27 protein-coding genes are annotated in these 26,929 nt (G+C 63.5%); 9 read left to right on the forward strand and 18 right to left on the reverse strand.

Going from position 1 to position 26,929, the window contains the following annotated elements; all coding sequences use genetic code 11:
• Nucleotides 1–82: 82 nt before the first annotated feature.
• Nucleotides 83–838 (reverse strand): sulfite exporter TauE/SafE family protein, encoded by a 756-nt coding sequence (locus tag AC0ZJQ_RS09980; RefSeq protein ID WP_008567140.1) that lies wholly within the window; start codon nucleotides 836–838, stop codon nucleotides 83–85.
• Nucleotides 839–943: 105 nt separating this feature from the next.
• On the opposite strand from AC0ZJQ_RS09980, the gene AC0ZJQ_RS09985 reads away from it, so the two are divergent.
• Nucleotides 944–1,900, forward strand: a complete 957-nt coding sequence (locus tag AC0ZJQ_RS09985; protein WP_476476581.1) for a LysR family transcriptional regulator — start codon at nucleotides 944–946, stop codon at nucleotides 1,898–1,900.
• 16 nt (nucleotides 1,901–1,916) lie between these two features.
• On the opposite strand, the gene AC0ZJQ_RS09990 is transcribed toward AC0ZJQ_RS09985, so the two are convergent.
• Nucleotides 1,917–2,258, reverse strand: a complete 342-nt coding sequence (locus AC0ZJQ_RS09990) for a ribonuclease E inhibitor RraB (RefSeq protein ID WP_237263577.1) — start codon at nucleotides 2,256–2,258, stop codon at nucleotides 1,917–1,919.
• A 164-nt stretch (nucleotides 2,259–2,422) separates the two neighbouring features.
• Nucleotides 2,423–3,271 (reverse strand): polyamine aminopropyltransferase, encoded by an 849-nt coding sequence (gene speE, locus AC0ZJQ_RS09995; RefSeq protein ID WP_476476582.1) that lies wholly within the window; start codon nucleotides 3,269–3,271, stop codon nucleotides 2,423–2,425.
• A gap of 241 nt (nucleotides 3,272–3,512) precedes the next feature.
• On the opposite strand from speE, the gene AC0ZJQ_RS10000 reads away from it, so the two are divergent.
• Entirely contained in the window at nucleotides 3,513–4,418 is a 906-nt protein-coding gene (locus tag AC0ZJQ_RS10000) for a DNA-3-methyladenine glycosylase family protein (protein WP_476476583.1), read from the forward strand.
• Here the strand turns inward: AC0ZJQ_RS10000 and AC0ZJQ_RS10005 are convergent.
• The 5 genes from AC0ZJQ_RS10005 to aroC form a co-directional block, all read right to left on the reverse strand.
• Entirely contained in the window at nucleotides 4,415–4,606 is a 192-nt protein-coding gene (locus AC0ZJQ_RS10005; RefSeq protein ID WP_165594420.1) for a PLDc N-terminal domain-containing protein, read from the reverse strand. The two genes, AC0ZJQ_RS10000 and AC0ZJQ_RS10005, sit on opposite strands and share 4 nt — an antisense overlap.
• A gap of 7 nt (nucleotides 4,607–4,613) precedes the next feature.
• Nucleotides 4,614–4,817: a PLD nuclease N-terminal domain-containing protein gene (locus AC0ZJQ_RS10010; RefSeq protein WP_165594421.1), complete on the reverse strand. Its 204-nt coding sequence runs from the start codon at nucleotides 4,815–4,817 to the stop codon at nucleotides 4,614–4,616.
• A gap of 120 nt (nucleotides 4,818–4,937) precedes the next feature.
• Nucleotides 4,938–5,483: a 1,2-dihydroxy-3-keto-5-methylthiopentene dioxygenase gene (locus tag AC0ZJQ_RS10015; protein WP_237263574.1), complete on the reverse strand. Its 546-nt coding sequence runs from the start codon at nucleotides 5,481–5,483 to the stop codon at nucleotides 4,938–4,940.
• Between the two features lie 50 nt (nucleotides 5,484–5,533).
• Nucleotides 5,534–6,682: an MFS transporter gene (locus AC0ZJQ_RS10020; RefSeq protein ID WP_476476584.1), complete on the reverse strand. Its 1,149-nt coding sequence runs from the start codon at nucleotides 6,680–6,682 to the stop codon at nucleotides 5,534–5,536.
• Nucleotides 6,683–6,750: 68 nt separating this feature from the next.
• Complete coding sequence (gene aroC, locus AC0ZJQ_RS10025) at nucleotides 6,751–7,842, reverse strand: chorismate synthase (protein ID WP_314020227.1); 1,092 nt, start codon at nucleotides 7,840–7,842, stop codon at nucleotides 6,751–6,753.
• 158 nt (nucleotides 7,843–8,000) lie between these two features.
• Between aroC and AC0ZJQ_RS10030 the strand changes: the two genes are divergently transcribed.
• Both AC0ZJQ_RS10030 and AC0ZJQ_RS10035 read left to right on the forward strand, forming a co-directional pair.
• Entirely contained in the window at nucleotides 8,001–8,984 is a 984-nt protein-coding gene (locus AC0ZJQ_RS10030) for an alpha/beta hydrolase (RefSeq protein WP_476476585.1), read from the forward strand.
• A gap of 55 nt (nucleotides 8,985–9,039) precedes the next feature.
• The gene (locus tag AC0ZJQ_RS10035; protein WP_476476586.1) at nucleotides 9,040–9,801 is read left to right on the forward strand and encodes a hypothetical protein; all 762 of its coding nucleotides are present in this window, start codon (nucleotides 9,040–9,042) and stop codon (nucleotides 9,799–9,801) included.
• Here the strand turns inward: AC0ZJQ_RS10035 and prmB are convergent, their stop codons facing one another.
• On the reverse strand, nucleotides 9,802–10,725 hold the full coding sequence (gene prmB / locus AC0ZJQ_RS10040) for a 50S ribosomal protein L3 N(5)-glutamine methyltransferase (protein WP_476476587.1): 924 nt from the start codon (nucleotides 10,723–10,725) through the stop codon (nucleotides 9,802–9,804).
• A gap of 286 nt (nucleotides 10,726–11,011) precedes the next feature.
• Between prmB and AC0ZJQ_RS10045 the strand changes: the two genes are divergently transcribed.
• The 4 genes from AC0ZJQ_RS10045 (at nucleotide 11,012) to folE (ending at nucleotide 13,309) form a co-directional block, all read left to right on the forward strand.
• Nucleotides 11,012–11,608 carry a cysteine hydrolase family protein gene (locus AC0ZJQ_RS10045; protein WP_008567125.1) on the forward strand — a complete coding sequence of 199 codons (597 nt, stop codon included), beginning with the start codon at nucleotides 11,012–11,014 and terminating at the stop codon, nucleotides 11,606–11,608.
• 85 nt (nucleotides 11,609–11,693) lie between these two features.
• Nucleotides 11,694–12,011 carry a hypothetical protein gene (locus AC0ZJQ_RS10050; RefSeq protein ID WP_155551859.1) on the forward strand — a complete coding sequence of 106 codons (318 nt, stop codon included), beginning with the start codon at nucleotides 11,694–11,696 and terminating at the stop codon, nucleotides 12,009–12,011.
• 79 nt (nucleotides 12,012–12,090) lie between these two features.
• Nucleotides 12,091–12,651 carry a Smr/MutS family protein gene (locus AC0ZJQ_RS10055; RefSeq protein ID WP_102828501.1) on the forward strand — a complete coding sequence of 187 codons (561 nt, stop codon included), beginning with the start codon at nucleotides 12,091–12,093 and terminating at the stop codon, nucleotides 12,649–12,651.
• Between the two features lie 112 nt (nucleotides 12,652–12,763).
• Entirely contained in the window at nucleotides 12,764–13,309 is a 546-nt protein-coding gene (folE, locus tag AC0ZJQ_RS10060) for a GTP cyclohydrolase I FolE (protein WP_008567122.1), read from the forward strand.
• A gap of 78 nt (nucleotides 13,310–13,387) precedes the next feature.
• Here folE and AC0ZJQ_RS10065 read toward each other — a convergent pair whose 3' ends face one another.
• Together AC0ZJQ_RS10065 and AC0ZJQ_RS10070 are read right to left on the reverse strand one after the other, a co-directional pair.
• Nucleotides 13,388–13,990 carry a glutathione S-transferase family protein gene (locus AC0ZJQ_RS10065; protein WP_213663287.1) on the reverse strand — a complete coding sequence of 201 codons (603 nt, stop codon included), beginning with the start codon at nucleotides 13,988–13,990 and terminating at the stop codon, nucleotides 13,388–13,390.
• A 33-nt stretch (nucleotides 13,991–14,023) separates the two neighbouring features.
• Nucleotides 14,024–15,190, reverse strand: coding sequence for an aminotransferase-like domain-containing protein (locus AC0ZJQ_RS10070; RefSeq protein WP_237263567.1), 1,167 nt, complete (start codon nucleotides 15,188–15,190; stop codon nucleotides 14,024–14,026).
• A gap of 80 nt (nucleotides 15,191–15,270) precedes the next feature.
• On the opposite strand from AC0ZJQ_RS10070, the gene AC0ZJQ_RS10075 reads away from it, so the two are divergent.
• On the forward strand, nucleotides 15,271–15,717 hold the full coding sequence (locus AC0ZJQ_RS10075) for a MarR family winged helix-turn-helix transcriptional regulator (protein ID WP_155551856.1): 447 nt from the start codon (nucleotides 15,271–15,273) through the stop codon (nucleotides 15,715–15,717).
• A gap of 80 nt (nucleotides 15,718–15,797) precedes the next feature.
• Here AC0ZJQ_RS10075 and rpsA read toward each other — a convergent pair whose 3' ends face one another.
• The 7 genes from rpsA to gyrA form a co-directional block, all read right to left on the reverse strand.
• Complete coding sequence (gene rpsA / locus AC0ZJQ_RS10080; RefSeq protein ID WP_003289660.1) at nucleotides 15,798–17,480, reverse strand: 30S ribosomal protein S1; 1,683 nt, start codon at nucleotides 17,478–17,480, stop codon at nucleotides 15,798–15,800.
• A gap of 185 nt (nucleotides 17,481–17,665) precedes the next feature.
• A complete protein-coding gene (cmk, locus tag AC0ZJQ_RS10085; RefSeq protein ID WP_476476588.1) occupies nucleotides 17,666–18,352 on the reverse strand; it encodes a (d)CMP kinase in 687 nt (228 codons plus the stop codon).
• Nucleotides 18,349–20,592, reverse strand: coding sequence for a bifunctional prephenate dehydrogenase/3-phosphoshikimate 1-carboxyvinyltransferase (locus AC0ZJQ_RS10090; protein WP_476476589.1), 2,244 nt, complete (start codon nucleotides 20,590–20,592; stop codon nucleotides 18,349–18,351). Before AC0ZJQ_RS10090 ends, cmk begins: the two co-directional genes overlap by 4 nt.
• Nucleotides 20,589–21,698, reverse strand: coding sequence for a histidinol-phosphate transaminase (gene hisC, locus AC0ZJQ_RS10095; protein ID WP_237263563.1), 1,110 nt, complete (start codon nucleotides 21,696–21,698; stop codon nucleotides 20,589–20,591). The genes AC0ZJQ_RS10090 and hisC overlap by 4 nt, the downstream gene beginning before the upstream one ends.
• Nucleotides 21,699–21,782: 84 nt before the next feature.
• Nucleotides 21,783–22,880 carry a prephenate dehydratase gene (gene pheA / locus AC0ZJQ_RS10100; RefSeq protein WP_008567114.1) on the reverse strand — a complete coding sequence of 366 codons (1,098 nt, stop codon included), beginning with the start codon at nucleotides 22,878–22,880 and terminating at the stop codon, nucleotides 21,783–21,785.
• Entirely contained in the window at nucleotides 22,880–23,965 is a 1,086-nt protein-coding gene (serC, locus tag AC0ZJQ_RS10105; RefSeq protein ID WP_008567113.1) for a 3-phosphoserine/phosphohydroxythreonine transaminase, read from the reverse strand. The genes pheA and serC overlap by 1 nt, the downstream gene beginning before the upstream one ends.
• Nucleotides 23,966–24,068: 103 nt before the next feature.
• Nucleotides 24,069–26,876: a DNA gyrase subunit A gene (gene gyrA / locus AC0ZJQ_RS10110; protein WP_237263562.1), complete on the reverse strand. Its 2,808-nt coding sequence runs from the start codon at nucleotides 26,874–26,876 to the stop codon at nucleotides 24,069–24,071.
• Nucleotides 26,877–26,929 lie beyond the last annotated feature (53 nt).

A 26,929-nucleotide genomic window follows, 5' to 3' on the forward strand; every position in this document is an offset into this window, starting at 1 on the left:
CCGCAACCTGAGAAGGCGGCGATGTTACCCCAGCGCCGCAACCGGCGGCAGCCGCGCGGCACAGACGCGGCCGGCGGACACCTCAGGCTTCCAGTGCCAGCAGTACGCCGCTGACCACCAGGAAGCCGCTGAACAGCACGCGCAGCAGACGCTCCGGCAAGGCGTGCGCCAGCCGCACGCCGAGGCTGATGCTGAGCAGACCGCCGACCGCCAGCGGCAACCCGAGCATCCAGTCGACCTGTCCGTGCAGCGCATAGGTTGCCAGCGTGACGCCGGTACTCGGCGCCGCCAGCGACAGCGACAGCCCCTGGGCAACAACCTGACTGGTGCCGAACACGCTGGTCAGCACCGGCGTCGCCAGCACCGCACCACCGACACCGAACAGGCCGCCGAGCGCGCCGGCACCTGCGCCCAGCACACCGAGCCACGGCCAGGGATGACGCAGTTGTCCGTTACCCGGCGCGGTACGGCGAAACGCCCGCAGCAGCGTGTGGGCCGCCAACGCGAAGAGGAAGCCGACGAAGGCCAGGCGCATGCGGCTGGCATCCAGCGATACGGCCAATGCCGCGCCGAAGATGGCGAAGCAGAAGCTCGGCAGCGCAAGCGCCGCCGCGTGGCGGAAGTCGATGCGGTTGCGCTGGTGGTAACGCCAGATCGCCAGCAGCACGTTCGGCACCACCATCACCAATGCCGTGCCCTGTGCGAGTTGCTGATCCAGGCCGAACAGCACGCCGAGCACCGGGATCGCGATCAGCCCGCCGCCGATGCCGAACAAACCACCGAGCGCACCGAGCGCCAGCCCAAGCAGTACGTTCAAGCCGATATCGAATACAGGCACGGCGTCGCTCCGTCGAAAAACGCAATGGTAAGGCTGTGCGCCTGGCCTCGATACGCACAGCCGCGCACAATGGCTTTGCGCATATCGCAAAACAGAGGATCGCCAATGCAGCCACACTCCTTCGCCGATCAACTGCGTCTGTTCCTCGACGTGCTGGAAGCCGGCAATTTCTCCGCCGCCGCGCGCCTGCACGGTTTGACACCGTCCTCCGTCGCGCGGCGCATCGATGCGCTGGAGCACTCGCTGGGCTGTACGCTGTTCAGCCGCAGCACGCACGGCATCCGCAGCACGCCCGCCGCCCAGGCCTTCGCCGAGCGCGCTCGGCGCATCGTGCGCGAACTGCAACTGGCCCGCGCCGAAGCCAGCGCACTGGACGCCACGCCCGAAGGGCTGATCCGCATCGACGCACCGACGCCGTTCGGCCGTCGCCATCTGGCCCCGGCGCTCGCCGACTTTCTCTGCGCCTATCCCGGTGTGGATGTGCAGTTACGCCTGATCGACAGCTTCATCGACCTGCATGGTGAGCATCTGGGCAAGGTCGATCTAGTGCTGCGCATCGGCCCACTGGCCGACACCCGTCTGGTGGCCACGCCACTGGCGCCGATGGTGCGCATCGCCTGCGCCAGCCCGGAGTACCTGCAGCGGCGCGGCACGCCCACGCAACCGCACGAGTTGCCCGGCCACGACGGCCTCGACTGGGATGCGCTGGCGCCACCGCATGCCTGGCGTTTCGAGCAGGATGGTGAAGCCAGGCTGTTCCGCCCGCGACGCCTGCGCATGGTCGCCAACAACGCCGAGGCGCTGCTGTCCGGGGTGCTCGCGGGGCTGGGCATCGCCCACTTGCCGACCTGGTTGATCAGCGAATACCTGCTGCGTGGCGAGTTGTTGCCGCTGTTTTGCACGCGCGGGCTGCCGCGACCGGAAGCCAGTGGCATCTATGCGCTGCGCCTGACCCGCGAAGCTGACTCGCGCACGCGCCTGCTGCTGGAATTTCTCAAGGAGCGCTTCGGCCCGGTCCCACCGTGGGACCAGGCGCTGCAGAGTGGATTGCTGCGAAGCTGAACGCCGACAGGCGTGCTTAGAAACCGCCGCCGCCGAGTTCCTGGGTCACGCCCCAGCCGTCGAGCACACCTCCAAGTGGCTCCACCAGCTCCTCCAGGTCCTGCTCGAAGTTGCCGATGCTGTCGAAGGTGGCGTACATGACCTTGCTGACCTGCAGATTCCAGGTGCCGTCCTCGCGCGGCAGGATCTGCGCATTGATGGATTCGCCGCGAAAGTTGCGCGCGGCCGCGTGGGCACCATCGCGGTCCTCGAAGACCGCATAGAACTCGATGGGATGAACCCGGGTGAAATCGAAGCCGCCTTCTTTCATCTGGCGAAGAACGTTGCTGCTGACATCCTCGTGGAAGGTGGTACTCATGATTCAACCTCCTCTCGATCGATGGACGGAAAACGCTTCGGCAGGTGGGCACGTGGGTCTCACCGCCCTCACCTGATCTGAGTATGGGATGCCGGGGGTGTTCATGCCATGGGCTTTTTTTCCGGCATGAACGGCAGCGCCCGCCGGGCGGCGGGCGCGAGACGTCAGTCGTTGCTTGGCTTGCCGATCGCCTGCAGGACGTACTGCGGCAGCGCGAATGCGCCGACGTGAATGTGCGGATTGTAGTAACGGGTGACGATGCCGCTGCCGGCAAAGCGCTGCGCCAGGGTTTCCAGCGGCAGCTTGCGGCTCTCCACGCTGCATGCACCCCAGGCGAACGCCAGCGCCCCGCCAATGCAGGTCGGTGCGGCAGCCTGGTAGAAGTGCCAGTCGGCAAACAGGCCCTGCATGCGCTTGGCGGCGGACTGCAGTTCGCCCAGCTGCATGAACGGCACGCCGGTGCGCACCACCAGGATTCCGTCGTCGTTCAGGCAGCGCCGGCTGGCCTGGTAGAACTCCTCCGAAGAGAGGACCTCACCCGCCGTGGATGCGCCAAGAATGACGTCGAAGCGCTGTTCGGTGGTGGCGAGAAACCGCAGGACATCGTCATTCGATATCTGCAGCCGCGGATCGTCGAAGGCACCGGCCGAATGATTCGGCAGAAACTCCCGGCACAGCGCCACCACGACCGGGTCGGTCCCGAGCAGGGTGATGCTTTCGATATCGCGATGACGCGCAACCTCGCGCAGGATGCCGCCGTCGTCACCGCCGATGATCAGCACGCGGCGCGCCAGCCCGTGGGCGAAGATCGGCACATGCGCGAGCATTTCGTGGCCAATGAAGTCATCCGCCTCGGCGGTACGGATGACGCCATCGAGCGCCATCACACGGCCCATGCGGGCATTCTCGAAGATGACCAGGTGTTGTTGCTCGCTGCGTACTTCGTGCAGCAGACGATCCATCTGCAGGCGCTGGCCGTATCCCTCGTAGAGAGTTTCCTGGAATTCGCTCATGGGAGTCCCCTTGGTTGGTCGTCGAGCGTACAGCGCATCGACGGTCCGTAGCGGGTTGGCGTGACGGGCGGCACAGCAGTGCCACCCACGAAAAGGACCGGAATTCTACGTTGGCCTTCGTGACAGCGGAAACCATCAGGTTCGAAAGCACACGTTGGAACGACAAGCGACGCGCCGCCGGCTAGGGTGGGCAGAGCGACCGTCCCGCCGGGCACGCACCGTCATAGCCAGGAGTATCCGCATGTCCGCACCGCTGTTGTTGCCCTACCTCGCGCCGTGGGACTGGCAGCAGTTCCAGCAGCATTTCGCCCTGCGGCTGTTGCCCGGCGTCGAACATCTCGAGGTGGATCGCTACAGCCGCAGCCTGCGCCTGGGCGGCGTCGAGGGTTGGTTCAGCGTGCGGCCGCTGACCGAACAGCCAGCGCTGGAACTGACCTGCAGCGAGCGGCTGCAGCCATATCGGCCACCGCTCGTCGAAAAGGTGCGCAAGATGTTCGACCTCGATGCCGATCCGCGCGCCATCGCTGAGCATTTCGCTGCCGATCCTCTGCTGGGGCCACGGGTGGCGGCCAATCCCGGACTGCGCCTGCCGGCCGCGTTCGATCCGTTCGAGCAGGCGGTGCGGGCCATCGTCGGCCAGCAGGTGACGGTCAAGGCCGCGGTGACCATCACCCGGCGCCTGCTGGAACGCCTGGGCGAGCCGCTGGCAGACGGACCGCCCGGGCTGTCTGTATTGTTTCCTACCCCGCAGGCCATCGCTGAAGACCCGCTCGAGCGCATCGGCATGCCGCTCAAGCGGGTGCAGGCGTTGCGGCGCCTGGCGGCAGCGGTAGCCGAAGGTGCTCTGGGTCTGCATGTGGAAGATGGCGCCGAGGCGCTGGTGCGACGTTTGTGCGAACTGCCCGGCATCGGCCCATGGACGGCCGAATACATCGCGCTACGTGGTTTCGGGGCGGCCGATGCCTTTCCCGCAGGCGATCTCGGCCTGCTCAAGGGCCCGCTGTGGGGTGCCACCGGCATCAGCGCCAAGGCTTTGGCCGCACGTGCCGAAGCGTGGCGGCCGTGGCGCGCCTATGCGGCCGTCCACATCTGGCAGGACTATGCGACCCCACGTACCCCTGAAGCGCGCACGAGCGGCACGCCTTAGAGTCGCACCTTGCCAAAGGGCGCCGCGGCGATCGCCCACATGATCAACCCGACCACCGGCAACAGCAGGATGACCAGGCTCCAGACCACCTTGCGCCCGGTTTCGATCGATTGGCGCCAGACGTGGAGGATCGCCAGCACGTCAGCCAGCAGGAGCAGGACGGCCAGCAGCGTGTTCCAGTTGTCCATCGCGACCTCAGAGTGCGCGCTGGTCCGGGCGGTTGCCGCGCGGCCCCATCAGCCCCCAGAGGATCAGGCCAAGCACCGGCAGGATGACGATCAGAAGCACCCACATCACCTTCTTGCCGCTGCTGGCGTCGCTACGGACCACGCTGATGATCGCCCAGATATCCAGCGCCAGGATGATCAGGCCAAATAGGCCGCCGAAAGCGTCGCTCATGGGATGGCTCCTGATTACGGTGACTGTGTAATTAGGATGCCGGATGGGTTCGAGGGTTCAGATGCAGGGCGGATAGGCGACGTGGCCCTCCGTGCCCGCTCTGCGCTTTTCCGGTGGCGCTCAGTCTTCCAGCCGCGGAAAACGGCTGGCGATGTCGTCACCGGTGAACTCGGCGCTCCAGCCTTCGCTGTTGCGGAACAGGCGGATGGCGACCAGATGCGGGTTTTCGCCCATGTCGAGCCAGTGGCGAATGCCGGCGGGCACCGTCAGCAGGTCGCCCTTCTCGCAAAGCACGGCGTAAACCAGCTCGCCGAAACGCAACGAAAACAGCCCGCGGCCAGCGACGATGAAGCGCACCTCGTCCTCGGCATGACGGTGCTCTTCGAGAAAGCGCGCACGCAGCTCATTCTGCTGGCGATCATTGCCGGTCACGCGCAGCACGTCGGCGCTGGCGAAATCACGCTCGGCCTGCAGGCGGTCGATCTGCGGACGGTAGGCCGCGAGCACCTCTTCCGGGCTGGCATCTGCGGCGAGCGCCGCGCGCGCATCCAGACGCTCGAGGCGCACTTCGGCCTCGGCCAGGGTCGCGGCGATATCGTCGTGGTGGGTCAGCACCTTGAGCGGTTGTTCGGGGCGATTCTGGTGATAGACGCTGAGGACGCTCATGTACGACTCTCCGGAGACTGGTGTGGGGATGCGAGCGGACTCGCCAGTTTTTACGTTGGCTGGTCCCGCATGCGTGCGGCAATGATAACGGCTGCCGCCAGCGCCGCCAGGCTGGCGATGGTGAAGGTCCACGCCGGACCGAGGCTGCTCCAGGCGTAGCCGGAATACAGAGCACCAAGCGCGCCGCCAACACCGGCCAGGGTGGCGTACAACGCCTGTCCCTGGCCCTGCTGGCGATGGCCGAAACTGCGCTGGACGAAATGGATCGCCGCGGCATGGAAGCTGCCGAAGGTGGCGGCGTGCATCACCTGGGCGATTAGCAACACCAGCAGATGATCGGCCAGGTTGCCCAGCAGCAGCCAGCGCAGCGCCGCCAGCAGAAAGCTCGCTGCCAATACCTGGCGCAGACTGAAGCGCTCGAGCAGTCGCACCATGACCAAGAACAGCAGGATTTCCGCTACCACACCCAGCGCCCAGAGCAGGCCAATGGTGGTGCGCGTGTAACCGAGCGCCTCCAGGTGGATGCTGAGGAAGGTGTAGTACGGCCCGTGCGAGAGCTGCATCAGCCCTACGCAGAGGTAGAACGCCAGCACGCCGGGGCGCCACAGCTGGCGCAGGAAGCCGCCCTGCCCGGCCACTTCCGCTTGCTGCGCGGGCTCGGCATTGGGCACCCAGAGGCTGCTCATGACGATGCCGGCCATGATCAGCAGCACCACCGCCGGATAGACATCCAGCCCCAGCCGCTCGAACGCCAGGCCCAGACCGACCACCGCCAGGATGAAACCGATGCTGCCCCACAGGCGGATCTGACTGTAGCGCGCGGCCTGTCCGTGCAGGTGCGCCAGCGTGATGACTTCAAACTGCGGCAGCACCGCATGCCAGAAAAACGCATGCAAGGCCATCACCAGCGCCAGCCAGGCGTAGCTCTTGTCGACCAGAATCAAGCCGAACGACAGTAGCGTGCACAGCGCACCGAGACGCACGATGCGCAGGCGCTCGCCGGTGACGTCGCCCAGCCACCCCCACAGATTGGGCGCGATGCAGCGCATCAGCATGGGGATTGCCACCAGCTCGCCAATACGGGCTGGCGAAAAGCCCAGATACTCGAAATACAGGCCGAGAAACGGCGCCGTTGCGCCCAGCAGCGCGAAATAGAACAGATAAAAACCGGAGAGGTGCCAGTACGGAAGCCTAGCCATGAGCTGCGAGCCTCAAGCGACGGGTGATTCGAGCTGCAGACCGTCAGCCGCAGCTCGGAGCCTGGCGCTTAGAGCTGCCCCAGCACCGGCGTGGCCACCCGCACGTCGGCATTCTGCGCGCGATGACGCAGCAGGTGATCCAGCAGCACGATGGCCATCATCGCCTCGGCAATCGGCGTGGCGCGGATGCCCACGCAGGGATCGTGACGGCCTTTGGTGATCACCTCGACCGGGTTGCCGTCGGTATCGATCGAGCGGCCGGGTGTGGTGATGCTGGACGTCGGCTTGAGCGCCAGATGCGCGACGATCGGCTGGCCGCTGGAGATGCCGCCGAGGATGCCGCCGGCATGGTTGGACAGGAAGCCTTGCGGGGTCAGCTCATCGCGGTGTTCGGTGCCGCGCTGGGCGATACAGGCGAAGCCCGCACCGATCTCCACGCCCTTCACCGCATTGATGCTCATCAGCGCGTGGGCCAGTTCGGCATCCAGGCGATCGAAGATCGGCTCGCCGAGACCCGGCGGCACACCTTCGGCGACTACGGTGATCTTCGCGCCGACCGAATCTTGGTCGCGACGCAGCTGGTCCATGTAGGCCTCCAGCTCCGGCACCTTGTCCGGGTCGGGGCTGAAAAAGGCATTCTCTTCCACCGAATCCCAGGTCTTGAACGGAATCTCGATCGGGCCGAGCTGGCTCATGTAGCCGCGTACGCTGATGCCCATGCCTGCTAGGACCTTCTTGGCGATGGCGCCGGCAGCGACGCGCATGGCCGTCTCGCGCGCCGAACTGCGGCCGCCGCCACGGTAGTCGCGCAGGCCGTATTTATGGTGGTAGCTATAGTCGGCGTGAGCCGGGCGGAACAGGTCCTTGATCGCCGAGTAGTCCTTGGACTTCTGGTCGGTGTTGCGAATCAGCAAGCCGATCGGGCAACCGGTGGTCTTGCCCTCGAACACGCCGGAGAGAATTTCCACCTCATCGGCTTCCTGCCGCTGGGTGGTGTGCCGGCTGGTGCCGGGCTTGCGGCGGTCGAGATCGCGCTGCAAGTCTTCCAGCGACAGGTCCAGCCCCGGCGGGCAGCCGTCGACGATGGCCACCAGCGCAGGGCCGTGGCTTTCGCCAGCGGTGGTGACGGTGAACAGCTTGCCGTAGGTATTGCCGGACATGCAGGACGCTCCGCGATTCGACCTTGAAAACAGGCGCCGGAGTATACCTGAGCCGGGCGCGGTTTCACCGCCCCCGACGGGCGCGCATACTGGCGCAACGGTGAACCTTGCGGCCGCGGCCGCATCGAACCGCCTCCGTTTCCGGCGAAGCCCTTTCCATGCGCATCCTGCTGATCGTATTGCTGATGACCCTGACCACCCCGCTCGTCCAGGCACGTACGCTGCTCAACCAGACCCTGAGGCTGGATACCGGCCACGGTGTGTTGCAAGGCAGTCTGGTGTTGCCGAAAAGCACGCAACCGGTGCCGGTGGTGCTGCTGATCGCCGGCTCCGGGCCGACCGACCGTGACGGTAACAACCCCGCCGGTCGTAACGACAGCCTCAAGCGGCTGGCGCAAGGCCTGGCCAAACAGGGCGTGGCGAGCCTGCGCTATGACAAGCGCGGCGTCGGCGCCAGCCTGTCGGCAGCCCCGCAGGAACGCGACCTCAGCGTAGATGCCTACGTCCGCGACGTGCTGGCCTGGAGCGCTCGCCTGCGCGAGGATCCGCGTCTGGGCAAGCTGATCCTCATCGGCCACAGCGAAGGTGCTCTGATCGCCAGCCTCGCGGCGCCGCAGTCAGACGCCGCGGCATTGATCAGCATTGCCGGCAGTGGCCGCCCCATCGGCGACGTGCTGCGCGAACAGCTGCAGGGGCGCCTGCCGCCGGCGTTGCTGGCCACCAGCCATTTCCTCATCGATGAACTGGAGGCCGGCCGCAGCCATGCCGATATCCCGGAACCGCTGCAGGTGCTGTTCCGGCCCAGCGTGCAACCCTATCTGATTTCGCTGTTTGCCCAAGACCCGGCCGCCGCTATCGCCGCCGTCGAGGTGCCGACGCTGATCGTCCAGGGCACACACGACATCCAGGTGGGCGCACGTGACGCGCAGGCGCTCAAGCGCGCCAAGCCGGATGCCGAGCTCGCGCTGATCGAGAGCATGAACCACGTGTTGCGTATCGTCCCGGCGACCGGGCACCAGCAACTGGCCTCTTACGATGCGCCGCAACTGCCTATCGCCGATGCGCTATTGCAGGGCATCACGCGTTTTCTGGAGCGAAATGGCATCCTGCCAGTATCCAGTCCGAGCGCTACCGGCCGATAAGTCGGCGACTCAACCGCAAACCGCTTGCGAGTCAGCGCAGCCAAGGAACGCGCCGATGACTGATACCAACGCCCCCGACACCACGCCGCCGCCACAGCATCCGTGGGCCGATCTGGTGCCCGAACGATTCCACCTACTACGTCTGGCGCCGCTGCCGACCGAGCGCGATGGCGGGCCGCGGCCGCTGCGTTTCGTGGAGCTGGCACGAGTGGAGCGACACAGCGCGGACCAGAGCCTGCTGCGCCTGCACATCAATCTGCCGGGGCAGGTCCTCTCGCGAAAGCGCAACGTGCTGGAAATCTGGGCGGACCATCGCAGCAAGGAGCTACGCTTCGGCCCGGACACCGGACTGAATCTCGAACCCGTCAACCGAGGGTTGGGCCGTTTTCTACTCGCCCAAGGCATCGCCTGGGCCCAGAAGCGCTGGTCGCACTACCTCGTCGAAGGCGGTTCGCTGGCGAACGACTCGGCCAGCGAGGACTCACGGCTGCGTCGCGATCACTGCCTGCGTACCCAAGGCTTCGACGTCGACTACCCGCAGACATCGCCGAAAGCCACCTACGGTGCACCACGCGTGAGTGCACTACGTGGCGACTGGAATGCCGAAAAGGTGCAGATCATCGAGCTGCTCGACGCAGCTGCGATGCTCGAACAGGCCGATCGCAATCTGCAAGAGCAGGACACGCACATTCGCCAGATGCAGGAACGCATGAGCCGTTTGCGTCGCGAAGACGGCGCGTTGCGCTTCACCATCGTCTGCCTGATCGTCTTCGCGTTGTTCCAGGCCGGCCTGCTGATCTGGATGGCGACGCGCTGATCAGCGCTGCGTCAGGCGCTCGCGGAACAACGCCTGATGCTCCCGGCATTGCCGGGCGGCCAGCAGGAACACGCCATGCCCGCCCTTGGCGAACTCCAGCCAAGTAAAATCCACTTCCGGATACAGTTCGGCGACATGCACCTGACTGTTGCCCACTTCAACGATCAGCGTGCCGTGCTCGCTCAGGTGATCGGCTGCTTCAGCCAGCATACGACGCACCAGGTTCAGGCCGTCGTCCCCGCAGGCCAGCCCCAGCGCGGGCTCGTGATGGTATTCGGCCGGCATGTCGGCGAAGTCCTCCGCATCGACATATGGCGGATTGGACACGATCAGATCGAAACGCTGTCCCGGCAGGCCATCGAAGCCGTCGCTCTGCACCGTATAGACCCGCTCTTCCAGTTCGTGCTGCTCGATGTTCTGGTTGGCCACTTCCAGCGCATCGAAAGAGAGATCGGCCAGCACGACCTCGGCGTCAGGAAACTCGTAGGCACAGGCGATGCCGATGCAGCCTGAACCGGTACACAGGTCGAGAATCCGCGCGGGTTCGTGCGCGAGCCAGGGACGGAAGCGCTGCTCGATCAGTTCGGCGATGGGCGAGCGCGGAATCAGCACACGCTCATCGACGATGAACGGCAAGCCGCAGAACCAGGCCTCGCCGAGCAGATACGCCGCCGGCACGCGCTCCTCGATGCGCCTGCGCAGCAGCGCCGCCAGGTGCGCGCATTCGTCGTCTTCCAGGCGGCAATCCAGATAGGCATCGGACATGGCCCACGGCAGATGCAGCGCGCCGAGCACCAATTGGCGTGCCTCATCCCAGGCGTTGTCGGTGCCATGACCGAAGAACAGCTGCGCGCGGTGAAACTGGCTGACGGCCCAGCGAACGTAGTCGCGCAGGGTGCGCAGACGTGAGGGCGAAGCGCTCATGACGACATCTCCGGTAAAAGGGCGCGGAGTTTAACAGGGCCCCGGGAGCGGCTGCGAGCGCGTGCTCGATACCCTACCCAAGGGAGTGCCGACCGACGCGCGCGGCTTTGTAAATACGCACTTTGATAGCACCACTATCGCGCCGCCGCGCAGTACCCTGCCCGCCTCCGGCAAGCCATGCCTGATCAGCGCCGGGCGGCCCTATCCTGACCCGTGTGCGGTCAAGATGGTTCACATCGCCGCATTCTGGCGCCACAATCAGCCCCCCATTCAATAGGAGTCGATAATGACCACGCCACAGACCATGCTTCAACTCAGTGGCCGCAGCTACGCACCTGCAACATTGGCGAACGCCACCCTGCTGGTCATTGACGCTCAAGAGGAATATCGCACTGGCGTGCTGGCTTTGCCGGCGCTGCCCACCGCGCTGCCGGAAATCACCCGCCTGCTGGCAGCCGCCCGCGAAGCCGGTGCTCCGGTGGTACACGTTCATCATCTGGGAATTACTGGCGGCCTGTTCGATCCGCAGGGTTTTCGCGGTCAGATCATGCCGGAAGCCGCACCACTGCCAGGCGAAGCAGTAGTTGCGAAGCGTCTGCCCAATGCGTTCGCCGGCACCGACCTGCATGACCTGCTGCAGAAGCATGGCCGTCTGGACCTGATCGTATGCGGTTTCATGACCCATTCCAGCATCAGCACTACGGTGCGGGCCGCCAAGGATTACGGCTATCGCTGCACGTTGGTCGATAGCGCATGCGCGACGCGCAATCTGCCGATGGGTGAAGGCAGCGTGGATGCCGATCAGGTCCATCGGATGGAAATGACCATCCTGGCCGACAATTTCGCGGTTTGCGTACCGAACGTCGAGGCCTTGGCCCGCTGAACGCCGCGACCGGCGGTACCGCCCTGGCGAATGAACCTGACCGGTTGCATGCCGGTCATAGCCTGTTCATCGAGAGGTAACCGCAATGAAGCTTTCCGATGGATTCGATGCCCGCCGCCTGCGCCCGTCCGAACGAAAGAGCTGGGGCCGACGCCTGATCGTCGCGATTGCTGCACTGCTCGCCGTTGTCGGTGTGCTGCTGCTTGTCGCCGGTGGGGCATCTCTGGCTGGCTATGGCGGCTCGCTCGGCGCCCTGGCAGCCAGAGACGCCGCGCTGACGGCGCTGGTGCTTGGCCTGGTGTTGATCGCAATTGCCATGCTTCTCTGGCGCTGGTGCCGGCGCCGGCTCCGTCGCTCAAGCGAGCTGAGCCTTTCTCCCGGCCTGATGAAAAGACGCGACTAACCTCGAGGCGGCCCGTTCCAGGCCAGGCCGACCCCTTGGCCCGCAACCTGGGATAAACTGACGCGCTGCCGGAGGTCCCATGCAAGAAGACGACGATTTTTCCCTGTTCAAGTCCGCCGTGAAGGGCGTCAAACCGATCACCCATGCGCGCGCCGAAACCGGCAAGCCACGCGACAATCGCGAGCAGATCGCCAAACGCCGTGCCAACGCACAGGTCAGCGTCGAACAAGTCCGCATCGACGGCCTGTCCGATCAGTTCGTCATCGACGTAGGCGCCGAGGACGAACTCTACTGGGCGCGCCCGGGCGTGCAGGATGCGCAGATGCGCAAACTGAAGGCGGGACAGATTCCGTTCGAGGGCAGCCTCGATCTGCATGGTCTTTCAGTTGAACGTGCCCGCGAGCAGCTCTGGGATTTCATCGCCGAAGCCAGCAAATACGAAATCCGCTGTGTTCGCGTCACTCACGGCAAGGCGGCGCGTCTTGATGGCAAGCGCCCGCTGATCAAGAGCCACGTCAACACCTGGTTACGCCAGCATCCCCAGGTGCTCGGCTTCGCTTCCTGCACGCCTCGCCACGGTGGTGCCGGCGCGGTCTACGTCATGCTCAAGCGCACGATGCTCGAAGGCCGGGACGAATAGCGCCATTGCCACAGGGTAATGGCCGATTCGTAACCTGCTTGGCACTTGCCAGCCGAACGACTGCCGCCTACCCTTTCGCGTTTGCGCTCCCATGCAGCTGACAGGTAGTTCAATGTCCCTGGAACAACAGTACACCGAGATTCTCGCCCAACTTGGCGAGGACGTTACCCGCGAAGGCTTGCTCGACACGCCCAAGCGTGCCGCCAAAGCCATGCAGTATCTGTGCAAGGGCTACCAGCAAACCCTCGAGGAAGTCACCAACGACGCGCTGTTCAGCTCCGACAACAGCGAAATGGTGCTGGTGAAGAACATCGAACTGTATTCGCTATGCGAGCACCACATGCTGCCCTTCATCGGCAAGGCTCACGTCGCCTACCTGCCTAACGGCAAGGTGCTGGGGCTTTCGAAGGTAGCTCGGATCGTCGACATGTACGCGCGACGCCTGCAGATTCAGGAAAACCTGACCCGTCAAATCGCCGAAGCCGTGCAGCAGGTCACCAATGCCGCGGGCGTAGCGGTGGTCATTGAGGCGCAGCACATGTGCATGATGATGCGCGGCGTGGAGAAGCAGAATTCGTCGATGGTCACTTCGGTGATGCTCGGGCAGTTCCGCAACAACGCTGCAACCCGCGCCGAGTTCCTCGGCCTGGTCAAGTAAGTCCCTGCTTCAGCCGAGCATCGGCAGCCTGCTCAGGGCTGCCTGCTCACCACCCATCCAATTCGGCTCAGGTATCGATCAGTCGAACATACCCACGTGCCGGGGATGGCTGGCAACACGCTGCAGCCAGGCACGAATCGCCGGATAGCCTGCAAGATCGAAGCCTCCCTCCTCCGCCACGTGTGTGTAGGCATAGAGCGCGACATCCGCAATCGAATAACGATCGCCGACCAGGTACGGGGTACGCAGCAGTTGCTGCTCCATCACATTGAGCGCGTGATAGCCGTCCAGCTGCTTGGCCTCGTACTCTTCGCGGCGCTCCTCCGGCATGCCGAGATACACCTTGATGTAACGGGCCACAGCGAGGAAGGGCTCATGGCTGTATTGCTCGAAGAACTGCCACTGCAACACCTGAGTGCGCAGCCGCGGATCGCTGGGCAGAAATTCACTGCCTTCCGCCAGATAATTGAGGATCGCATTGGACTCCCACAGGCATGAGCCGTCTTCCAGCTCGAGCACGGGAATCTTGCCGTTAGGATTCTTCTTCAGAAACTCTTCAGAGCGCGTCTCCCCGCGCAGGATGTTGACCGGCACCCACTCGTACGGCTGATCGAGCAGATGCAGCATCAGCTTGATCTTGTAGCAGTTGCCGGAACGGTAATCGCCATAAACCTTGTACATGCTCGCATCCCCTAAAGTCACCACGGCGACCTTTCAAGCCGCCTCGGCAGCCAACGCATCGCGTATTACCCCGGCCAGGCGGCGCAGACCTTCTCCGAGCCGCTCCGGCGCAACATGACTGAAATTCAGCCGCAGATAACCCGGGTGCCGATCCGGCTCACTGAAGAACGGTTCGCCCGGCATGAAAACCACATCTTGCTCCAGCGCGGGCTTAAGCAACGTGCGGGTGTCCAGTGGTTGCCTGAGAACTAGCCAGAAGAACAGACCACCCTGCGGCGTTTCCCAAGTCGCGAGGTCGGAGAAGTGTTCGACAAGCGCGGCCTGCATGGCATCTCGGCGCAGACGGTAGAAGTCGCGCAGCTCCGCCAGGTGTTCGTTGTAGCGCTGGCTCCCCAGCCACTGCAAAGCCTGCCACTGGCCAATGCGATTGGTGTGCAGGTCCGCCGACTGCTTCAATCGCAACAGATAGGGAAACAGGTCCGAACTGGCTATCAGATAACCAACGCGCAAGCCTGGCAGCAGCGTCTTCGACACTGTGCCCGTATAGATCCAGCTGGCACTGCGCAAACGGCTGACGATCGGGGTGGCGCTACCCTGGTCGAACACCAGCTCGCGATATGGCTCATCTTCGATCAGCGTCACACCAAACTCGTCGAGCAGCGCAGCCACGGCCTCCCGCTTGGCCTCGCTATAACGCACCGCGGATGGGTTCTGAAAGGTCGGAATCAGGTAAGCGAAAGCCGGCTTGTGCTGCTCCAACCGCTGTCGCAAGGCGCTCAACTCAGGTCCATCGGCCTCCTGCGGCACTTCCAGACAGTGGGCGCCGAACAGCTGGAAAGCCTGCAGCGCGGCAAGGTAGGTCGGCGCTTCGACCAGCACCTCGGTGCCGGGATCGATGAACAGTTTCGATGCCAGGTCCAGGGTCTGCTGGGAACCGCTGACGATCAACACCTGGCTCGCTTCGCATTGAATGCCCAGCTCACGCGCCTGTGCCGCGATCAGCTCGCGCAGCATGGGCTCGCCTTCGCTCATGCCGTACTGCCCCATGCTGGTCGGCATCTGCGCCCAGTCGACTTCCGGCAACATTGGTTCGGCCGGCAGACCGCCGGCGAACGACATGACTTCCGGTCGTTGCGCAGCAGCAAGAATTTCGCGGATGAGAGAGCTTTTCAGGCGGTCGATACGTTCGGAGAAGGCCATTGGGGCACCGGATGCGAAGGCAAGCAAAATGAGTCAAACTTCTTGACCAAAACTACTCTCGTCAGAATAAATACGTCAATATGACTGACCTAAAAAAAAGCAACACCCAGCGACGAATCATGGAAACCTTCTTTCTTGGTTACCAGGCCTTCACCGCCAAACCTGACGCGATCCTCGCTCGCCGCGGTCTTTCACGCGTGCACCATCGCATTCTCTTTTTCATCGGCAGCTACCCAGGACTCAGCGTGAAGGAACTACTCGGCTATCTGGGCGTGAGCAAGCAGGCGCTCAATACGCCCTTGCGTCAGCTGGTCGAAATGCATCTGGTGGAAAGCCTTACTGCCGAGGACGACAAGCGCAAGCGCATGCTGCGCTTCACCGACGAGGGCGCAAAACTGGAACAGCAGTTGCGGCGCGAACAGGTTCGCTTGCTGGAGAAGGTGTTCAGCGAAATCGGCGCGGAAGCCGTGGAGAATTGGCTGCAGGTCAATCACGCGCTGGCAGTTCGCGCACACAAGACGCACTGACCCATCAGTCACTAGATGGCGAAATCACAGCCACAAAAAAGGGCGACCGAAGTCGCCCTTTTTCAACGAAAAGCCTGAACTTAGTTCTGGTTTTCCATCTGAGCACGGATCAGATCACCAATGGTGGTCGGGCCGGTGCTTTCAACTTCCTGCTTGGTGCGCAGCTCTTTCATCGCATCCTTTTCGTCTTCGACGTCTTTGGATTTGATGGACAGGCTGATCACGCGGGACTTGCGGTCGATGCTGATGATCTTGGCTTCGACTTCGTCGCCTTCCTTCAGTACGTTGCGCGCGTCTTCGACGCGATCACGGCTGATTTCGGACGCTTTCAGGGTCGCTTCGATGTCGTTGCCCAGATCGATGATGGCGCCTTTGGCGTCAACTTCTTTCACAGTGCCACGAACGATGCTGCCCTTGTCGTTGACGGCGGCGTAGTTGGAGAACGGATCGTCTTCCAGCTGCTTGATGCCCAGGGAGATGCGCTCGCGCTCCGGATCGACCGACAGAATGACGGTATCCAGCTCGTCGCCCTTCTTGAAGCGACGCACGGCTTCTTCACCGGCTTCGTTCCAGGAAATGTCGGACAGGTGAACCAGACCGTCGATGCCGCCGTCCAGACCGATGAAGATACCGAAATCGGTGATCGACTTGATGGTGCCGGAAATGCGGTCGCCCTTGTTGAACTGGCTGGAGAAGTCTTCCCACGGGTTGGACTTGCACTGCTTGATGCCCAGGGAGATACGACGACGCTCTTCGTCGATGTCCAGAACCATAACTTCCACTTCGTCGCCGACCTGTACGACCTTCGACGGATGGATGTTCTTGTTGGTCCAGTCCATTTCGGACACGTGCACCAGACCCTCGACGCCTTCTTCCAGCTCGGCGAAGCAGCCGTAGTCGGTCAGGTTGGTGACGCGAGCCATTACGCGGGTGTTTTCCGGGTAACGGGCCTTGATGGCAACCCATGGATCTTCGCCCAGCTGCTTCAGACCCAGCGATACGCGGTTGCGCTCGCGGTCGAACTTCAGCACCTTGACGTCGATCTCGTCGCCAACATTGACGATCTCGGACGGATGCTTGATGCGCTTCCAGGCCATGTCGGTGATGTGCAGCAGACCATCAACGCCGCCCAAGTCAACGAACGCGCCGTAGTCAGTGAGGTTCTTGACGATACCCTTGACCTGCTGGCCTTCCTGCAGGGATTCCAGCAGAGCTTCGCGCTCGGCGCTGTTCTCGGCTTCCAGGACGCTGCGGCGGGAAACAACAACGTTGTTGCGCTTCTGGTCGAGCTTGATGACCTTGAATTCCAGCTCTTTGCCTTCCAGGTGAGCGGTATCGCGCACTGGACGGACATCGACCAGCGAACCCGGCAGGAACGCACGGATGCCGTTGACGTCGACGGTGAAGCCACCTTTGACCTTGCCGTTGATGACGCCCTTGACCACTTCTTCTGCAGCGAAAGCCGCTTCCAGAACAATCCAGGATTCCGCGCGCTTGGCCTTTTCACGGGACAGCTTGGTTTCGCCAAAGCCATCTTCCACCGCGTCCAGAGCAACGTGGACCTCGTCACCCACCTTGATGGTCAGCTCGCCCTGTTCGTTATAGAACTGCTCGACCGGGATGACGCCCTCGGATTTCAGACCGGCATGGACAGTGACCCAGTCACCATCGATGTCGACCACCAGACCGGTGATGATGGCACCCGGCTGCATGTCGAGGGATTTCAGGCTTTCTTCAAAAAGTTCTGCGAAGCTTTCGCTCATGTTGATTCCTGCTGTTTTCGGGCGAGGATCCGCCCAATCTCCACATCCCAGACGATATGGGTTCATTCATATAAAAAAAGGCCTGTGGGACTGGGTCTGGTCTCCCACATGCCTCCTTGTTAACAGCCGGTGCGGCGATCACTCGTCTCGCCGGTCTGTCTGGCCGCCTTTCGGCGTTCCGTTCATCAGGCCAGATCGCGCTTGGCGACCTCGGCCATAATTTGTTCCAGCACCTGCTCGATGGAAAGTGTAGTGGAATCCAGCTGAATAGCATCGACTGCCGGTTTCAGCGGTGCCACCACACGCTGGGTATCGCGCTCGTCGCGCGCCCGAATCTCCTCGAGAAGACTCGCGAGGTTAACATCATCGCCACGCGCCTTCAACTGCAGGTACCGGCGGCGTGCACGCTCTTCGGCGCTTGCGGTAAGGAAAATCTTGAGTGGCGCGTCGGGAAATACCACCGTGCCCATATCCCGACCATCGGCCACCAGGCCGGGTATTTCGCGAAATGCCTTCTGCCGCTGCAACAGAGCTTCGCGGACCGCCGGCAGCGCAGCGACCTTTGAGGCGCCGGCGCCGACCTGTTCGTTGCGAATGGACTCGGTGACATCCTCGCCTTCGAGGATGATGACCATGCCATGTCCGTCGTGTGCGCTATCGAACTGCACGTCCAGGTGCGCCGCCAGGACCTTCAGCGCTTCCTCATTGGTCAGATCGACGCCGTGGTTACGCGCGGCGAACGCCAGCAGCCGATACAGCGCACCGGAGTCGAGAAACTTCCAGCCGAGCTTGCCGGCCAGCAACGCCGCGACCGTGCCCTTGCCGGAGCCGCTCGGCCCATCGATGGTGATGACGGGAGCCGCAGCAATCATGATCCGCCCTCCGCGTGTACGCGCATCCCGGCGCGTTCGGCCAGGACGAGGAAATTGGGGAATGAGGTGGCGACGTTGGCACAATCATGAATGCGAATCGGCGCGCTGGCCCGCAACGCGGCCACGCTGAAAGACATGGCGATACGATGGTCGCCGTGCGCCCAGACTTCACCACCACCCATCGGGCCGCCTTCGATGACGATCCCGTCGGGCGTCGGCTGCGCCTGTACGCCCAGGGTCTGCAAACCGTCGGCCATCACCTGGATGCGGTCAGATTCCTTGACCCGCAGCTCCTCGGCACCACGTAGCGTGGTACGACCTTGCGCGCAGGCCGCAGCTACAAACAGCACCGGGAACTCGTCGATCGCCAGCGGTACCAGCTCCTCGGGAATATCGATACCCTTGAGCTCGACTGCTCGCACGCGGATATCGGCGACCGGCTCACCGCCGACCTCACGCTGGTTCTCCAGCGTGATATCGGCACCCATCAGTTTGAGGATATCGATCACGCCAGTCCGCGTCGGGTTGATGCCGACATGCTCGAGCAACACGTCCGAACCCGGCGCGATGCTCGCGGCCACCATGAAGAATGCTGCCGAGGAAATATCTGCCGGCACCTCGATGTGAGTCGCGCGCAGTTTGTGTCCGGATTCGACCCGCGCGGTGCTGCCCTGCACATCCACCGGATAGCCGAAGCCACGCAACATGCGCTCGGTGTGATCACGCGTCGGTGCCGGCTCGGTGACGGACGTCTGGTCGGCCGCATACAAACCGGCCAGCAACAGGCAGGACTTAACCTGTGCGCTGGCCATCGGCATCTCGTAGTGCATTCCCGACAGCCGCTGACCGCCACGGATGGTCAGCGGAGGGCGCCCGTCTGCCTCGGTCTCGATCACCGCACCCATTTCGCGCAGCGGCTTGGCAACGCGATTCATCGGGCGCTTGGAAAGCGAGGCATCGCCGGTCAGCGTGGTATCGAACGGCTGCGCGGCAAGCAGGCCGGCCAGCAAGCGCATGGATGTGCCGGAATTACCCAGGTAGATCGGCCCCGGCGGGGCCTTCAGGCCATGCAGGCCGACACCGTGTACGGTCACGCGACCTTGCTGCGGCCCTTCGATAACCACGCCCATGTCACGAAAGGCCTGGATGGTGGCCAACGCGTCCTCGCCTTCTAGAAAGCCCTCCACCTCGGTAGTGCCCTCGGCCAGCGAGCCGAGCATGATGGAGCGATGGGAAATCGACTTGTCGCCCGGTACGCGCAGCCGTCCCGCCAGGCTGCCGCCCGGATTGGCCAGGAAGATCAGATCATTGGAATGCATAACGTCCACATAGGCTCTGCGAGCCAGTATTTTGCTGAAATGTTCCCGGGCGGCGCGGGCGCGAGTGAACACGCCGAGCAGCTTGTGCCCGTCTCCTTCATCGACCGCGGCGCGCAAAGCATCGAGGTCGCTACGAAAATCGTCCAGGGTATGCAGCACCGCTTCACGATTGGCGAGGAAGATGTCGTGCCACATCACCGGGTCGCTGCCGGCGATGCGGGTGAAATCCCGAAAACCGCCGGCCGCATAACGGAATATCTCGAGGTTCTCGTGGCGCTTGGCCAGCGAGTCGACCAGGCCGAACGCCAGCAGATGCGGCAGATGGCTGGTTGCGGCAAGCACTTCATCGTGGTGACGAACCTCCATGTGCTCGACATCCGCGCCCAGCGCCGACCACAGCCGATGCACCAGTGCCAGGGCGGTCGGATCGGTGTCGGCCAACGGCGTCAGTATCACCTTGTGCCGGCGGAACAACGAACCCTGTGCGGCGGTGACTCCGCTCTGCTCCGAACCGGCGATCGGGTGCCCGGGGACGAAACGACCGGGCATGCTACCGAACACTTCGCGCGCGCAGCGCACGACGTTGCCCTTGGCGCTGCCGACATCGGTGAGCACCGCATCGCCCAAGTCCAGCGTAGCCAATTGCGCCAGCAGCTTTTCCATCGTCAGGATCGGCACGGCCAGCTGGATCACATCGGCACCGGCGCAGGCTTGCTCCAGCGTTTCGGCACAGGAATCGACCACACCGAGCTCGACCGCCAGCTCGCGTGAGCGGGCGTCCAGATCGAAACCGACGACCTCGCGGCACAGTTTCAGCTCGCGCAGTCCCTTGGCGAAGGAGCCACCGATCAGGCCGAGGCCGATGACCACCAGCCGACCGACGAGGGGTTCACCCGCAACGGGTGCCCAGGCTTTGCTCACTGGGCAAGCACCTTGCGCAATACCTCGATGAAGCGCGCGTTCTCCGCCTCGGTGCCGATCGACACGCGCAGAAAGGTCGGCATGCCGTAGCCGGCCACCGGCCGCACGATCACCCCCTCCTGCAGGAGTGCGTGGTTGATCGGCGCCGCGTCGCGTCCGAAGTCGACGGCAATGAAATTGCCTTTCGAGGGAATCCAGCGCAGGCCGAGCTCAGCGAACGCCGCTTCCAGCTGGCGCATGCCGGCGGCGTTAGCCGCGCGGCTGGCGGCCAGATACTCCGTATCGTCCAGTGCCGCGCAAGCGGCGGCCAGGGCCAGACTGTTGACGTTGAACGGCTGGCGAACGCGGTTGAGCACATCGGCGATTTGCGCCGAGGAGACCGCATAGCCCACGCGCAACGCCGCCAGCCCATAGGCCTTGGAAAAGGTCCGTGATACCAGCAGATTGGGATGCGCAGCGAGAAACGCCAGGCCATCCGGCATCTCGCCGCCCTCGGCATACTCGATATAGGCCTCGTCCAGCACCACCAACACCGAGTCCGGGACGCGCGCGAGGAACCGCTCGAGCGCCTCCGCGTCGGACCAGGTGCCGGTTGGATTGTTCGGGTTGGCGATAAATACCACGCGGGTGTTTTCGTCGATCGCTGCCAGCATGGCATCCAGGTCATGGCCGTGATCGCGCGCCGGTACCACTTTGCCCTGCGCACCGACCGCCTGAGTCGCGATCGGATAGACCGCGAAGGCATGCGCGCTGAACACCGCGTTCAGACCCGGCGCCAGATAGGCACGCGCCACCAGCTCAAGGATGTCGTTGGAGCCGTTGCCCAGCGTAATCTGGTCGATCCGCAGCGCATAGTGCTGGGCCAGTCGCTGCTTGAGCACGAAACCGTTGCCGTCGGGATAACGGGTCAGCTCCGCCAGTTCATTGCGAATGGCTTCCAGCACACGAGGGCTCGGTCCGAGCGGGTTCTCATTGCTCGCCAGCTTGACGATACCGGCCGGATCCAGATTCAACTCGCGCGCCAGTTCATCGACCGGCTTACCCGGCACGTAGGGAGACAGCTTTTGCACGCCTGGCTGCGCCAGAGCGAGGAAATCACAGGACATAGCTAAAAAGCCTCGAGCTTCGAGTCGCAAGCAACAGCCCTCGCCGATCCATGTGCGGCTTGGGCCGTCAGCCTGCGGCTGTCTTTAAAGTACCGCCTTCGGATAGGAACCCAGCACCTTCAGCGCTACCGCCTCCTTCCCGATCTTCTCCAGCACATCCTTGATCAGCGGGTCCTGATGATGGCCGAGGAAGTCGATGAAGAACACGTACGTCCACTTGCCGCTGCGCGACGGACGCGTCTCGATACGGGTGAGATCGATGCCATTGGCATGGAATGGCATCAGCAGCTCGTGCAAGGTTCCTGGCTTGTTTCGCATCGATACGATGATCGAGGTCTTGTCGTCGCCGGTCGGCGGTACATCCTGGCTACCGATGATGAGGAAGCGCGTGGAGTTGTCCGGGCGATCTTCGATCTTCTCGGCCAGCTTCTGCAGGCCATACAGCTGCGCCGCCATGTCGCCGGCGATTGCTGCGGAATTCCACTCGCTTTTCACCCGCTTGGCCGCATCGGCGTTGCTGGAAACCGCCACACGCTCAACGTTCGGATAATGCGAATCGAGCCACTTGCGGCACTGCGCCAGCGACTGGGCGTGGGAGTAGATGCGGGTGATGCGATCAGTCTTGGTCGTCTCGCCCACCAGCAGATGGTGGTGGATACGCAGCTCAACCTCGCCACAGATAACGATGTCGTGCTCGAGGAAGCTGTCCAGCGTGTGGTTGACGGCGCCCTCGGTGGAATTCTCCACCGGCACCACGCCAAAATTCACCGCACCGGCAACCACCTCGCGAAATACCTCGTCGATGGCCGCCATCGGCGTACTGATCACCGAGTGACCGAAGTGCTTGAGCGCCGCCGCCTGAGAGAACGTGCCTTCCGGTCCTAGGTAGGCCACCCGCAGCGGCTGCTCCAGCGCCAGGCAGGAGGACATAATTTCGCGGAACAGGCGAGCAATTTCCTCGTTGTCCAGCGGGCCCTTGTTCAACTCCATGATGTGCTTGAGCACCCAGGCCTCACGCTCGGGGCGATAGAACACCGCCTGCTCACCTTCGGCGAGCGTGGCGGTCTTCACCCGCGCCACGTCCTGGGCACAGCGGGCGCGCTCGCTGATCAGCTCGAGAATCTTCTCGTCGAGGCTGTCGATGCGCACACGCAACGCCTTGAGCTGATCAGCCTGGCTCATCAGCCGTGCTCCTTCTCAAACTCGCTCATGTAGGCGACCAGCGCCTCGACGGCATCCAGCCCGACCGCGTTATAGATCGACGCGCGCATGCCACCGACCGAGCGATGGCCCTTGAGATTGAGCAGCCCGCGCGCGTCGGCTCCGGCGAGGAAGGTCTTGTCCAGACGCTCGTCAGCCAGGCGGAATGGCACGTTCATCCACGAGCGCGCGTTGATGCTGATGGGGTTGGTGTAGAACTCGCTGGAATCGATGAAGCCGTAGAGCAGCTCCTGCTTGGCGCGGTTGCGTTGCTCCATCGCCTCCAGGCCGCCCTGCTCCTTCAGCCACTCGAAGACCAGCCCGGATAGGTACCACGAGAAGGTCGCCGGGGTGTTGTACATCGAACCGTTGTCCGCCGCGATCTTGTAGTCGAGCATCGTCGGGCAGCTGGAGCGGGCGCGACCAAGCAGGTCTTCGCGCACGATCACCACCACCAGGCCGCTGGGACCGATGTTCTTCTGGGCACCGGCGTAGATCAGGCCGAACTGCGACACATCGATCGGACGCGACAGAATGTCGGACGACATGTCCACCACCAGCGGCGTGTCACCCAGGTCTGGCACCCAGTCGAACTGCAGGCCGCCAATGGTTTCGTTGCTGGCGTAGTGCAGATAGGCCGCGTTGTCGCTCAGCTGCCACTCGTTCTGCCCGGGAATGGCGAAATAATCGTAGGGTTTGGCGCTGGCAGCGAGGTTGACGGCACCGAAACGACGCGCCTCTTCCATGCTCTTGCGCGACCAGATGCCGGTGTCGACATAGTCGGCGACGCCATCTTCAGGCAGCAGGTTCAGCGGAATCTCGGCGAACTGCTGGCTGGCACCTCCCTGCAGGAACAGCACCTTGTAATTCGACGGAATCGACAGCAGATCGCGCAGATCCTGCTCGGCCTTGCTGGCGATAGCGGTGTATTCGTCACTGCGATGGCTCATCTCCATCACCGACAGGCCGCGGCCCTGCCAGTCGAGGAGTTCCGCCTGGGCGCGTTGCAGGACAGCTTCCGGAAGTGCGGCCGGACCGGCGCAGAAGTTAAAGGCGCGTTTGCTCACGTCGTTTGCTCTCAATCGAATTTGATAACCAGCCATTCGGAACAACTCCCCTTCGCCGGGTGCGGCGAAGGGGCACCCACTCAAGCGGCCGCTTGCCGCCAGATCACTGCTCGTCGTCGGTAGGCACGACATCCGGCGACACGTCGCCCGCGCCGCCCAGCAACTCGTCTTCACTCGGTTCGGTGCTGATCACGGGCATCTCTTTCTCCAGCGCTTCCTCGTCGAGAAGCGCCTCGATGTCCTCCAGCACTTCCTCTTCGGACGGCTCCTGCACCCGCTCCAGGCCGACCAGATGCTCGCCCTTGCTGAGCTTGATCAGCGTGACGCCCTGCGTGTTACGGCCCAGCGACGACACTTCGTCGACGCGGGTACGCACCAGCGTGCCCTGATCGGAAATCAGCATGATCTCCTCGCCCTCGAGCACCTGCACGGCGCCCACCAGCGGTCCGTTACGCTCGTTGGTCACCATCGCGATGACGCCCTGACCGCCACGCCCACGCCGCGGGAACTCCGCCATCGAGGTGCGTTTGCCGTAGCCACGCTCGGACGCGGTGAGGATCTGCGCCTCCGGCTCGGGAATGAGCATGGAAATGATCCGCTGCCCTTCGAGCAGACGCATGCCGCGCACGCCGCGGGCATTGCGCCCCATGATACGAACCTTGCTTTCCTTGAAGCGGATGACCTTGCCGCCATCGGAGAACATCATCACTTCCTGGGCGCCATCAGTCACGGCGGCGGCGATCAGGGTGTCGCCCTCCTCCAGCTTCAGTGCGATCAGGCCCGATGTGCGCGGCCGGCTGAACTGCACCAGCGGCGTCTTCTTGACCGTGCCCTTGGCGGTCGCCATGAAGATGTAGGCGCCGGTCGGCTCGTCCCGACCGTCATCGTCGGCGTCTTCGGACTCGCTTTCATCTGCCTCGTCGTGCTCGATGACCAGCGCTTCGTCATCCAGCTCCTCGTCTCCTTCTGGCGCCTGCTTGCGCAGCGCTTCCAGATCGACCTGCAGCATCGCGGTGATGCGCTCACCCTCGTCTAGCGGTAGCAGGTTGACCAGCGGTCGACCACGCGAGGTGCGCGAGGCTTCGGGAATTTCGTAGGTCTTGAGCCAGTACACCTTGCCCTTGCTGGAGAACAACAACAGCGTGGTGTGGCTGTTGGCGACCAGCAGGTGCTCGACGTAATCCTCTTCCTTCACTCCGGTCGCGGCCTTGCCACGGCCACCGCGGCGCTGCGCCTGGTAGGTGGCCAGCGGCTGCGACTTGGCGTAGCCACCGTGGGAAATGGTGACCACGCGCTCTTCTTCGGTGATCAGGTCGGCCAGCGTCAGGTCCAGGCGGGATTCCAGAATCTCGGTGCGACGCGCATCGCCGAAATCGCGTTTGACGTTCTCCAGCTCCTCGCGAATGACTTCCATCAGCCGCACGGGGTTGGTCAGGATGCGGATCAGCTCGCCAATCTGGGCGAGAATTTCCTGGTATTCGCTGAGCAGCTTCTCGTGCTCCAGCCCGGTCAGACGGTGCAGACGCAGATCGAGGATCGCCTGGGCCTGCTCCGGCGACAGGAAGTACTTGCCTTCGCGCAGGCCGTATTGCGGATCGAGATTTTCCGGGCGGCAGGCATCGGCACCGGCGCGTTCGACCATCGCCTCGACGGCGCTGGACTCCCACGCCGTGGAAATCAGCGCATCTTTGGCCTCGGCCGGCGTCGGCGACGCCTTGATCAGCGCGATGACCGGATCGATGTTGGACAGCGCGACCGCCTGGCCTTCGAGAATATGGCCACGCTCACGCGCCTTGCGCAGTTCGTAGACGGTACGCCGGGTGACGACTTCGCGGCGGTGACGAACGAACGCTTCCAGCAGCTCCTTGAGGTTCAGCGTACGCGGCTGACCGTCGACCAGCGCCACCACGTTGATGCCGAACACGCTCTGCAATTGGGTCTGGGCATAGAGGTTGTTGAGGATCACCTCCGGTACTTCGCCGCGACGCAGCTCGATGACCACGCGCATGCCGTCCTTGTCGGACTCATCGCGCAGCTCGGTGATACCTTCGATCTTCTTCTCTTTGACCAGCTCGGCGATCTTCTCGATCAGCCGCGCCTTGTTCAGCTGATACGGCAGCTCGGTGATGACGATCTGCTGGCGGCCGCCGACCTTGTCGATGTCCTCGATATCGGCGCGCGCGCGGATGTAGATGCGCCCGCGGCCGGTGCGATAGGCCTCGATGATGCCGGCACGACCGTTGATGATGCCCGCCGTGGGAAAATCCGGACCGGGAATGTAGCGCATCAGCTCGTCGATGCTGATGTCCGCGTTATCGATCAGCGCCAGGCAGCCGTCGATGACTTCGCCGAGGTTATGCGGCGGGATGTTGGTCGCCATGCCCACGGCGATACCGCTGGAACCGTTGACCAGCAGGTTCGGGATCTTGGTCGGCATGACCGCCGGAATCTGCTCGGTGCCGTCGTAGTTCGGCACCCAGTCGACGGTTTCCTTGTCCAGGTCGGCGAGCAGCTCGTGCGCCAGGCGCGCCATGCGCACCTCGGTGTAACGCATGGCGGCGGCGGAGTCACCGTCGACGGAGCCGAAGTTGCCCTGGCCATCGACCAACATGTAGCGCAGCGAGAACGGCTGGGCCATACGCACGATGGTGTCGTAGACGGCCGAATCGCCGTGCGGGTGATATTTACCGATCACGTCGCCGACCACACGGGCAGACTTCTTGTACGGCTTGTTCCAGTCGTTGCCCAGCTCGCTCATGGCAAAAAGCACGCGGCGATGCACCGGCTTCAAGCCATCGCGCGCATCCGGCAGCGCCCGTCCGACGATGACGCTCATGGCGTAATCGAGGTAGGACTGCTTGAGTTCGTCTTCGATATTGACCGGGAGGATTTCTTTGGCCAGTTCGCCCATGGAAGCCTGGTTCCTTTTAGTCAGCAGGGTCCTGCGATAAGCGCGGAATGGTA

The organism is Stutzerimonas sp. 21-1 (assembly GCF_056336065.1).